Source organism: Prescottella defluvii, assembly GCF_000738775.1.
Classification (GTDB): domain Bacteria; phylum Actinomycetota; class Actinomycetes; order Mycobacteriales; family Mycobacteriaceae; genus Prescottella; species Prescottella defluvii.
This window is the reverse complement of record NZ_JPOC01000057.1, coordinates 109,753-119,711: the sequence shown is the minus strand read 5'-3', so window position 1 is coordinate 119,711 and position 9,959 is coordinate 109,753. Positions and strand designations below refer to the sequence as shown.

Below are 9,959 nucleotides of genomic sequence, written 5' to 3'. Positions count from 1 at the left end.
GAGGGGGCCTCTTGCGTGTTCGGGGTCCTGGTTGCAGTGCGGGCCCTGTCAGCGCGATGCGTCCGGTGGGATCTCGGGCAGTCCTTCCGCCGCCCGCAGCTTCTCGGCGAGCGTCGTCAGCAGCGTCTGTGATTCCTCGGACAGATCGAACGCCCGGGTTGCGAGCCGGCGCAGACCGTAGCCCTCGAGTCGGGTGACGAGTTCGAGGTCGTGGTCGACCTTCGAGGCGTAGATGTCGTTGAAGAAGTAGGCCGGCTTCACCTTGAAGAACTTGGCGAAGGCGGCGACGGTCTCGTCGGAGGGGTTGCTCCGCTGGCCGGAGCGCAGCTGCGAGATGTACGGCTTGGAAATCTTGTGGCCGTCCGCGATGAGGGCGTTCGCCACCTCCGCATTGGTATGCGGCTTCCGGCCCGGTGGATGGACGGTGTCGAAGAGCTTGTTGAGCCGTGCGGCGAAGTCAGACATCGCGACGATCCTAACATCGGAGATAACCGGCGGGTAGCTCGAAGATTCTGATTGATCAATCGTTCGACAGCTGTCACCACGGCGCCGTCCGGGACAGTGGAACAACTCGTAGGTCTACGAATAACCTTGTGGTAGCTCACGTCCAACCGTTCGGTCTCGAATCGCTACCGTCCATCCGTGGCATCTGGAAAACGGGGGCGCGCACGGGGAAACTGGGAGGCATGGACCGCAGAATGAGCGACAACGAATTGCGCAGGGCGATTCGTGTGCTGCGCGACCGGGCCGACGAGGCCCGCAGCCACGGTCGTCCCGACGACGCGAAGGGGATCGAGAAGACCATCCGCGACTACCAGGACGAGATGGCACAGCGCCTCTGACGAGGACCGATCGAACCTGCCCGAATCGGCGCGGCGGAATGTCCGGCGCCGATTCGGCATGTCCCACGTACACTGCCGACACGGACCGGACCTGGACCGATCGGCGGAGGCGGGGGAACGCAGGCAATGGCGATCAAGACGCTCGACGGAAAGAAGTGCCTGATCACGGGGGCGGCCAGCGGAATCGGTCGGGCCACCGCTCTGGCCGCGGCCGCGGCGGGCGCGGAACTGTTCCTCACCGACATCGACGAGGCCGGGCTGGCGGCGACCGTCGAGCGCTGCGCGTCGTCCCGCGGCACCGTCAGGTATTCGCGGGCAGTGGACGTCTCCGATTTCGCCGCGGTCACCGCCTTCGCGGACGAGATCCACGAGCAGGTCGGCAGCCTCGACATCGTGATGAACGTCGCCGGCATCTCGGCCTGGGGCACGGTCGAGAATCTCGAGCATCGGCACTGGAAGTCGATGGTCGACGTGAACCTGATGGGACCGATCCACATCATCGAGCGGTTCCTGCCGCCGATGATCGCGGCCGGGCGCGGCGGACATCTCGTCAACGTGTCGTCCGCCGCCGGCCTGCTGGCGCTGCCGTGGCACGCGGCCTACAGCGCCAGCAAGTTCGGTCTGCGCGGAGTGTCCGAGGTGCTGAGGTTCGATCTCGCGCGGCACGGCATCGGCGTCAGCCTGGTGGTGCCCGGCGGGGTCAAGACCCCGCTGGTGGGCACCGTGCAGATCGCGGGTGTGGACCGCGACGACCCGCGGATCAAGAAGCTCACCCACCGGTTCGAGAAGCGGGCGGTCTCACCGGAGAAGGTGGCCGACTGCATCCTTGCCGGGATCGTGAAGAACCGGTACCTGGTGTACACGTCGAACGACATCCGCTTCGGCTACTGGTGGGCACGAAAGTTCGCGCCGCCGTACGAGTTCGTGATGCAGAAGGCCAACGACCAGTTCAGTAAGCTGCTGTAGCGATCTTCGCGGCGCGGGGCCGCAGTGCCCCGCTGTGCATCTCGTACGCGGCGTCCACCAGGTCCAGTTGGCTGAGATCGTGCGTCACCATCACCGTCGCGACGGACCGTTCACGGCTCAGGTGGGCCAGCAGCGCGACGATCTCACGGCTGCGTTCCTCGTCCAGTGCCGAGGTCGGCTCGTCGACCAGCAGGACCGCCGGGTCGTTCACGAGTGATCGGGCGATCGCGACGCGCTGGCGCTGGCCACCGGAGAGTTGGTTCGGGCGTCGGTCGAGCTGGCCCTCGAGTCCCAGGCTGCACAGCAGCTCGCGGGCCCGCTTGCGGCTGTCGCGCACCGTGCCGCCGCTCAGATGAGTGATCATCTGCAACTGCTCCGTCGCGGTGAGCGACGGCAGCAGGTTCGACTGCTGGAACACGAAGCCGAGCTTCTCGCGTCGCATGTCGGTGCGCGCCGCGCGATCGAGGCCCGTGACGTCGGTGCCGTCGACTGTCACGGTGCCCGACTCGGGGGTCGTCAGCAGTCCGGCCACCGCGAGGAGGCTCGACTTGCCGGATCCGGAGGGGCCGGTGACCGCGACCAGTTCACCGCGGTCCACCGCCAGGTCGACATCGTCGAGGGCGCGCAGACGGGTGTCACCGTCGGGGTAGGTCAGTACGACGTTGCGGAGCGAGATGCTCATGTGAGGTCCTTTCGGGATCGGTCGGACGTCGGGCTCAACGCGCGTTCGCGAGGGCGGTCTGCGGGTCGATCGAGACGATCCGGGCCAGAGCCGCGGCGGCGCCGATCATGCCCATCACGATCAGGGCGGCGAAGGGGACGAGCGTGCCGGAGAGGGTGAGTGTGAACGGGACGACCTTCGATGCGATCGCGCCCAGCCCCAGGGCTGCCAGGGTGCCGAGGCCCGCGCCGAGCGTCAGGACGATCAGCGACTGCCCGAGTGCGTCCTTGAGCAGGTACTTCGTGGACGCGCCGACGGCCTTGAGGATGGCGAGGTCCTGGCTGCGCTGGATGGTCCAGACGGTGAAGAAGGCGCCGACGACGAGGGCGCTGACGGTCATCAGCATGGCCTGCATCATCAGCAGCGATCCGCGCTCGGACGTGTAGGAGCCGATCGCGTTCAGGGCGCCGCCCTCGTCGGTGATCGAGGTGCCGGTGGCGGCCGCGGCGCTGCCGGCGTCGAATCCGCCGGAGGTGCGCATCGCGATCACGGTGCCGTCGCTGCCGCCGGCGGCGGGCAGGCCGGTCCAGACGTCGTGGTTCATCCACACGACGGGCTGGTGGCTGTAGAACGAGTCGTCGACCAGAGCGGTGACGGTCAGGGTGTCGGTGCCGATGGTGATCCGGCTGCCGACGTCCCAGCCGTTCTCCTTCGCAAGATCGGTGTCGATCGCGACCGAGCCGGAATCGAGGGGTGCGGGAGCGGCGAACGAGCGTCCGTCCAGGCCGAAGGCGGAAGCGGCGACCTCCCGGCCGTCCGCGGAGATCCGGACCGGAGCGATACCGATGACGACGGCCTCGTCGACACCGGACGTAGCGGCGAGCGCATCGCGCTGCTGTTCGGACACGGTGGATTCCCCGAACGACAGGGACTGCCCTTCGGCGGGCTCACCGAACGCGAAGTTGTCCGCGCCGATGTGCTTGACCGCGGCGATCGATTGGTTGCCCAGTCCCGCGGTGAGCCCCGACAGCATCACAACCATCAGCGAGATCAGGAACAGGGCCGAACTCATCAACGTGAATCGGCCCTTGGCGAATCGGAGATCTCGAATACTGAGGAACATGCCATCCAGCCTGGCCCGAGAGGGGTGGGTGGGGCATCGCGCGTCGGTTGAGTTCGCCGGTCCATCGAAAGTTGGACTCACGGTTCGCCGAGGCTGTGGGGGGTCTGGCGGTGTTAGCGTAAGTGAAATGGATTCCTCTGACGCGTCCCACGCCGGCGGCGTCGCACCGGTGTTGCGCGCGATGCAGATCGGCGCGCACGTTCTGTTCGTTCTCCTGCTGTCGGTGGGTGTCGGCCGGGTCGTCGTGGAGCAGGGTGCGCACGAGGCCTGGGTGCTGGTTCTCGCGTTCGCCGAACTCGCCTGGTATGTCGGCGGCGTGTGGTTCGTCCGCCGCAGCCGCCTGGTGCAGCGTTCGTCGGGGCAGGTGTGGCTGGCCGTCCTGGTGGCGGGATGGCTCGCGCTGGTGGCGTCGAACCCCAATTTCGTGTGGCTCGTCTTCGCACTGTTCTTCCTGTGCTTCCACTTGCTGTCGGTGCCGGTGGCGCTGGCGACGACCGTGGCGCTCACGGCGGTCTCGATCGCCGCGAGTCTGTGGCACGGCGACGACAACACGATGGCGTCCGTCCTCGGTCCGATCTTCGGTTCGGCGGTGGCCGCGGGCATGGCGATCGTCTATCAACAGTTGGTTCGGGAGTCGGCGCAGCGCCAGCGGTTGGTCGACGAGCTGACCGACGCGCACCGTGAACTGCTCGACGCGCAGGACGAGTTGGTCGCGCTGCAGCGTGAGTCCGGAGCCGTCGCAGAGCGCTCACGTCTGGCCCGCGACATCCACGACACTCTGGCGCAGGGCTTCTCGTCGATCCTGCTCCTGGCCCGTGCGGGGCTGCGGGGCACCGATTCGGCTCCGACGTTCACGCAGATCGCCGACACGGCGCAGCAGAACCTGGTGGAGGCACGCCGGGTGGTGGACGCGCTGCGACCGTCGGATCTCGAGTCCGCGCCGTTGGAGTCGGCGCTGCGCCGACAGTTGGAGCAGCTCGAACAGCACACCGGCATCGCCGGAGCACTGTTCACGGACGGCGATCCCGTTCCGCTCCCGATGGACTACGACGTGGCGCTGTTGCGGGTAGGACAGAGCGCTCTGGCGAACGTGCGCCTGCACTCGCAGGCCGAGCGGGTGCGGCTGACACTGACGTACGCTGCCGATGAAGTGCGTCTCGACATCGTCGACGACGGCATCGGCTTCGACGAGCGCGAGGCCGGCGGGTTCGGGCTGCGGGCGATGCGTGAGCGTCTTGCGTTGTTGGGAGGAACATTGGTGGTCGAATCGGCTCCGGGCGACGGAACTGCCGTTGCTGCAACACTTCCGGTCGGGCGTCCCCTGTGAGTGCCGTGCGGGTACTGCTGGTCGACGATCACCCGGTGGTCCGTGCGGGGCTGCGCGCGCTGCTCGCGTCGCACGAGGATGTCGAGGTGGTGGCGGAAGCAGCTTCGGGCGAGGACGCGCTGGAGTTGGTCGAGAGTGCGAAACCCGATGTGGTGCTGATGGATCTGCGGCTCGGTGCGGGGATGGACGGCGCTCGCGCGACCGCCGAGATCGTCGCACGCCCCGATCCGCCGCGGGTTGTGGTGCTCACGACGTACGACACCGACGCCGACATCCTGCGGGCGGTGGAGGCCGGTGCCGCCGGGTACCTGCTCAAGGACACCGCCCCGCACGTGCTGATCGACTCGGTGTTCGCGGCGGCGCGCGGCGAGACGGTGCTCGATCCCGAGGTGGCCCAGCGGCTCTACCGGCGGATGCAGCAACCGCGTGCGGACCTGAGCGCGCGGGAGATCGAGGTGCTGTCACTCGTGGCCCAGGGGCTGTCGAATCGTGCAATTGCGAAAGTGTTGTTCGTCAGTGAGGCGACGGTGAAATCGCACCTGGTTCATGCGTTCACGAAACTCGAGGTCGACAGTCGCACGGCCGCGGTGGCGGCGGCTCGCGAACGCGGCCTGATCACCTGAGCTCTCCGGTAGCGTCGGCAGGATGCCGAAGCGATTCGAGTTCTCGGCCGATTTCGATCATCCCGTCGACCGGGTCCATGCGCTCCTGACCGACGAGGACTACTGGCGTGCGCGGATGCCGCCGCAGTCGCACGGATCGGTACGGGTCGACCGGGCGTCCGATGCCGACGGGTCTGCGCTCGTGACGGTGACGATGACCGAGACGGCCGACACCGACAGGTTGCCGGCGCTGGTACGCAAGGTCGTTCGCGGTGAGATGCGGATGCGCCGGATCGATACGTGGCGCGCGGTCCACGAGGGGCGAGCGTCCGGGACGCTCGAGGGATCGGCCACCGGCATTCCCGTCACGATCGACGGCGAGTACGTCCTCCGCCCGGACGAGCGCGGATCGGTGCTGGAGGTCCGCGGCACCGCCACGGTGCGAATCCCGCTGGTGGGCGGCCAGATCGAACTCCTGGTGCGGCAGATGGTGTCGCAGATGGTCGAGCGGGACCGAGCGGAGGCGCACCGGCGTCTCGACGGACGCTGACCGGATCTCAGTCGATCTCGACGTCGATCACCCGCGCGCCCGGACCCGCGGTGCCCAGTTCGTCGTGCGGGTTCGCCAGTGTGCAGCTCGCGAGGGACAGGCACCCGCATCCGATGCAGTTGGTGAGGTCGTCGCGCAGTCGGACGAGCTGCTCGATCCGCCGATCGAGATCCTGGTGCCACCTGCTCGACAGTCGGGCCCAGTCGGAGCGGGTCGGTGTCCGGCCGTCCGGCAGCGTGGAGAGCGCGTCGCGAATCTCGGCGAGGGGGATGCCGACCTTCTGCGACAACCGGATGAACGCGACCCGGCGCAGCACGTCCCGCTTGTAACGGCGCTGGTTCCCGCTGGTGCGGCGGCTCGAGATCAGGCCCTCACGCTCGTAGAAGTGCAGCGCCGAGACGGCGACGCCGCTGCGCTCGGAGAGCTGCCCGGGCGTCAGTTCCCGGGTGTTCCAATCGGGCATGTCCACGGTGCTCTCCCTTTCTGCGATGGCCACCGACGGCCCCAGACGACAACTGACGACAACCTGAACAATACTCGAGGATCCCGGGGTGGCGGGTGCCGACGGCCCGGTGCGGGACTACCGTTTATGCATGAGCGTGTTGGATCAGTCCGAACTGGGAGTCGACACCGAAGTGGGTGCGCTGCGGTCGGTGCTGCTGCATCGCCCCGGCGACGAGCTGCGACGCCTCACGCCCCGCAACAACGATCAACTGCTGTTCGACGGACTGCCCTGGGTGGATCGCGCGCAGGACGAGCACGACGCGTTCGCGGACGTGCTGCGCGGCCGCGGCGTCGAGGTCCTGCTCCTGTCCGATCTGCTCACCGAGACACTCACCACCAGCGGGGCCGCCCGGATGCAGGGCATCTCGGCGGCCGTCGACCCGCGCAAGCTCGGACACGTGCTGGCGCAGGACCTGGCGGCGTACCTGCGCGGGGTCCCGGCGGCCGACCTGTCGACGATCCTCACGTCCGGGATGACGTTCGACGAGTTGCCGATCGGGACCGGCGCGGCGACCCCGTCGCTGGTGCGGTTGATGCACCACGGCGCGGATTTCGTGATCGACCCGCTGCCGAACCTGCTGTTCACTCGGGATTCGTCGTTCTGGATCGGCGATCGGGTCGCGATCACCTCTCTCGCGCTGCCGGCGCGGGTGCGGGAGGCGTCGCTGACCGACCTGATCTACGCGCACCACCCGCGGTTCCGTGGGGTGCGGCGGGCGTACGAGTCCCACACCGCGCCCGTCGAGGGCGGGGACGTCCTACTGCTCGCGCCGGGGGTCATCGCGGTCGGGGTGGGGGAGCGGACCACTCCGGCCGGAGCGGAGGCGTTGGCACGCAGCGTGTTCGAGGACGGGCTGGCGCACACGGTCCTCGCTGTGCCGATCGAGCAGCGGCGCGCGTCGATGCACCTCGACACGGTGCTGACGATGGTGGACTCCGACGCCGTCGTGATGTACCCGGCCGTGCGGGACACCCTGTCGGCGTTCACCATTCGACGGGAGGACGGCGTCGTCGGGATCGGTGGGCCGGAGCCGTTCCTGGAGGCCGCGGCGACCGCGATGGGCATCGGCAAGCTCCGGGTGATCGACACCGGGCTCGACCACGTGACCGCCGAACGGGAGCAGTGGGACGACGGCAACAACACCCTTGCGCTGGCCCCCGGCGTCGTCGTGGCCTACGAGCGCAACGTCGAGACGAACGCCCGGATGGAGGCGGCGGGCATCGAGGTCCTGCGCATCTCGGGATCCGAGCTGGGGTCGGGCCGGGGCGGACCGCGCTGCATGTCGTGTCCGCTCGCGCGCGGTCCGCTGGACTGACCGACGGTTACAGGATCTCGCGGACCTTCTCGTACGGGCGGGCCAGGACGGTGCCCAGGTCGGTGACCACGAGCGGACGTTCGATCAGGATCGGGTTGGAGGCCATCGCGTCGAGCAGTTCGTCCTCCGACGCCTCGGTCAGCCCGAGCTCCTTGTACAGCGCCTCCTTCTTGCGGATCGCCTCGCTCGGGCGCAGGCCCGCGTCGTCGAGCAGCTTGCGCAGGCCGTCGCGGGACGGTGGCGTCTCGAGGTAGTTGACGACGGTCGGTTCGATGCCGGCCTCCTCGATGAGCTTCAACGTGTTCCGCGACGTGCTGCAGCGGGAATTGTGATAAATCGTTGCGGTCTTCGCCATGACAGCCATTCTGCACGGGGACAATGGCAGGGAGTGCGTATGCAGGTCGAATCCAGTGCGAGGAGTCCCAAATGACAGGTCGACGCATCGTCATCGCCGGAGGGCACGGCAAGATCGCCCGCCACCTGACCAAACTGCTCACCGCGTCGGGGGACCGTGCGGTGGCGCTGATCCGCAATCCGGACCACGAGGGGCCGGTGCGTGCGCTGGGTGCCCTGCCCGAGATCGTCGACCTGGAGCGGGCGACGGTCGACGAGGTCGCGGCTGTGCTGCACGACGCCGACGCGGTGGTGTTCGCGGCGGGCGCGGGTCCGGGCAGCGGTGCCGCGCGAAAGGACACCGTCGATCGCGGCGCGGCGGTGCTGTTGGCGGACGCCGCCGAACGGGCCGGTGTCCGGCGTTTCGTCCAGATCAGTTCGTTCGGTGCGGGCGAGCCGGTGCCCCCGGGCACGGACGCGGTCTTCGCCGCGTATCTCGAGGCGAAGACCGCCGCCGAGGACGATCTCCGACGGCGGGAGGGGCTGGACTGGACCATCCTGCGTCCCGGCGGGCTCACCGATGACGACCCGACCGGGGAGGTGACGCTCACCGAACCACCGCTCGACCGTGGCACGGTTCCCCGCGCCGACGTCGCAGCGGTGATCGCGGCGCTGCTCGAGCCCGGCGCGGACGGCGACGCGCCCCGGGCGGTGCGCCGCACATTGATGCTCACGAAAGGCTCGATTCCGATCCGGGACGCCGTAGCCGCATTACGGTGAGGTCACCGGCCTCGACGGCCGCGAAACGATGAGAGGGATGCAGTGGACATCGAGATCGACCACGACTCGACGACGCCACCGTTCGAGCAGTTGCGGGTGCGCATCCTCGAACTGGTGCACAACGAGGAGTTGGTGGCGGGCACGAAGATTCCGACGGTCCGCAAGCTCGCGTCCGACCTCGGCATCGCGCCGAACACGGTCGCCCGCACCTACCGTGAGCTCGAACAGCTCGGGGTCATCGAGACCCGTGGACGGCTCGGTTCGTTCATCGCGGCCTCCGGGGATCCGACGCGGACGAAGGCGCAGCAGGCGGCCACGGAGTACGTCGCGGCGGTTCGTCGTCTGGGGATTTCCGATGCCGATGCCGCGACCTTCGTGGCCACGGCGTTGAAGGGCGCGTGACACGTTTAGGTTGACGCTTCAACCTAAACGTGTCAGGGTGGAACCACCGAGAACGCGCTTCCGGTTCGTCCGCGCGTCCCACCACTTTCGAGGACCCTCATGAATTCCACCGCATTCCGCGACGCCAGCCTGCTCATCGCCCGGATCGGCCTGGGCGTGATCTTCATCGCGCACGGGTGGCAGAAGTTCTCCACCTGGGGCATCGACGGCACCCAGGCCGCATTCGCCGGAATGGACGTCCCGCTGGCGGACGTCTCCGCGATCGTCGCCGCGACGATCGAACTGGTCGGCGGTATCGCCCTGCTCATCGGATTCGCCACCCGGATCGCCGGCGTCCTGCTGTTCCTGAACATGCTCGGCGCGTTCTTCATCGTGCACGTCGGTAACGGCATCTTCGTCGGCGACGGCGGCTACGAACTGGTCCTGGCGCTCGGCGTCGGCGCGCTGCTGATCGCGGGCGTCGGAGCGGGCCGGCTCAGCGTCGACGCGGTCGTCGGCAAGAACTCGCGGGGCGTGCTGTCCGCCGGCTGATCGCACCGCCGCAAGCACCCGG

The 9,959-nt window shown here is 68.3% G+C and carries 14 protein-coding genes; 9 read left to right on the top strand and 5 right to left on the bottom strand.

Annotation, left to right across the window (positions count from 1 at the left end):
- Positions 1–48: 48 nt before the first annotated feature.
- A complete protein-coding gene (locus IJ15_RS0119905; RefSeq protein WP_031940099.1) occupies positions 49–465 on the bottom strand; it encodes a helix-turn-helix domain-containing protein in 417 nt (138 codons plus the stop codon).
- Positions 466–698: 233 nt separating this feature from the next.
- Between IJ15_RS0119905 and IJ15_RS26485 the strand changes: the two genes are divergently transcribed.
- Entirely contained in the window at positions 699–842 is a 144-nt protein-coding gene (locus IJ15_RS26485) for a hypothetical protein (protein WP_197059872.1), read from the top strand.
- A gap of 126 nt (positions 843–968) precedes the next feature.
- Positions 969–1,808: an SDR family oxidoreductase gene (locus tag IJ15_RS0119895; RefSeq protein ID WP_031940098.1), complete on the top strand. Its 840-nt coding sequence runs from the start codon at positions 969–971 to the stop codon at positions 1,806–1,808.
- On the opposite strand, the gene IJ15_RS0119890 is transcribed toward IJ15_RS0119895, so the two are convergent.
- Together IJ15_RS0119890 and IJ15_RS0119885 are read right to left on the bottom strand one after the other, a co-directional pair.
- A complete protein-coding gene (locus IJ15_RS0119890) occupies positions 1,792–2,490 on the bottom strand; it encodes an ABC transporter ATP-binding protein (protein WP_031940097.1) in 699 nt (232 codons plus the stop codon). The genes IJ15_RS0119895 and IJ15_RS0119890 overlap by 17 nt on opposite strands.
- A 34-nt stretch (positions 2,491–2,524) precedes the next feature.
- Entirely contained in the window at positions 2,525–3,592 is a 1,068-nt protein-coding gene (locus IJ15_RS0119885; RefSeq protein WP_031940096.1) for an ABC transporter permease, read from the bottom strand.
- Between the two features lie 127 nt (positions 3,593–3,719).
- Between IJ15_RS0119885 and IJ15_RS0119880 the strand changes: the two genes are divergently transcribed.
- Genes IJ15_RS0119880 through IJ15_RS0119870 form a run of 3 tightly spaced genes read left to right on the top strand, consistent with a single transcriptional unit; the run spans position 3,720 to position 6,071 of the window.
- Positions 3,720–4,919 carry a sensor histidine kinase gene (locus IJ15_RS0119880; RefSeq protein WP_051919253.1) on the top strand — a complete coding sequence of 400 codons (1,200 nt, stop codon included), beginning with the start codon at positions 3,720–3,722 and terminating at the stop codon, positions 4,917–4,919.
- Entirely contained in the window at positions 4,916–5,542 is a 627-nt protein-coding gene (locus tag IJ15_RS0119875; protein ID WP_031940094.1) for a response regulator, read from the top strand. Before IJ15_RS0119880 ends, IJ15_RS0119875 begins: the two co-directional genes overlap by 4 nt.
- A 22-nt stretch (positions 5,543–5,564) precedes the next feature.
- Entirely contained in the window at positions 5,565–6,071 is a 507-nt protein-coding gene (locus IJ15_RS0119870; protein ID WP_031940093.1) for a DUF2505 domain-containing protein, read from the top strand.
- 7 nt (positions 6,072–6,078) lie between these two features.
- Here IJ15_RS0119870 and soxR read toward each other — a convergent pair whose 3' ends face one another.
- Positions 6,079–6,540, bottom strand: a complete 462-nt coding sequence (gene soxR / locus IJ15_RS0119865; RefSeq protein ID WP_031940092.1) for a redox-sensitive transcriptional activator SoxR — start codon at positions 6,538–6,540, stop codon at positions 6,079–6,081.
- 124 nt (positions 6,541–6,664) lie between these two features.
- On the opposite strand from soxR, the gene IJ15_RS0119860 reads away from it, so the two are divergent.
- The gene (locus tag IJ15_RS0119860) at positions 6,665–7,891 is read left to right on the top strand and encodes an arginine deiminase (protein WP_031940091.1); all 1,227 of its coding nucleotides are present in this window, start codon (positions 6,665–6,667) and stop codon (positions 7,889–7,891) included.
- A 7-nt stretch (positions 7,892–7,898) separates the two neighbouring features.
- Here the strand turns inward: IJ15_RS0119860 and arsC are convergent, their stop codons facing one another.
- The gene (gene arsC, locus IJ15_RS0119855; RefSeq protein ID WP_197059870.1) at positions 7,899–8,246 is read right to left on the bottom strand and encodes an arsenate reductase (glutaredoxin); all 348 of its coding nucleotides are present in this window, start codon (positions 8,244–8,246) and stop codon (positions 7,899–7,901) included.
- Between the two features lie 71 nt (positions 8,247–8,317).
- Between arsC and IJ15_RS0119850 the strand changes: the two genes are divergently transcribed.
- From IJ15_RS0119850 to IJ15_RS0119840, 3 genes are all read left to right on the top strand, one after another.
- Positions 8,318–9,004 (top strand): NAD(P)-binding oxidoreductase, encoded by a 687-nt coding sequence (locus tag IJ15_RS0119850; protein WP_031940089.1) that lies wholly within the window; start codon positions 8,318–8,320, stop codon positions 9,002–9,004.
- Between the two features lie 42 nt (positions 9,005–9,046).
- The gene (locus tag IJ15_RS0119845; protein WP_031940088.1) at positions 9,047–9,406 is read left to right on the top strand and encodes a GntR family transcriptional regulator; all 360 of its coding nucleotides are present in this window, start codon (positions 9,047–9,049) and stop codon (positions 9,404–9,406) included.
- 99 nt (positions 9,407–9,505) lie between these two features.
- On the top strand, positions 9,506–9,937 hold the full coding sequence (locus tag IJ15_RS0119840; protein WP_031940087.1) for a DoxX family protein: 432 nt from the start codon (positions 9,506–9,508) through the stop codon (positions 9,935–9,937).
- Positions 9,938–9,959: the final 22 nt, after the last annotated feature.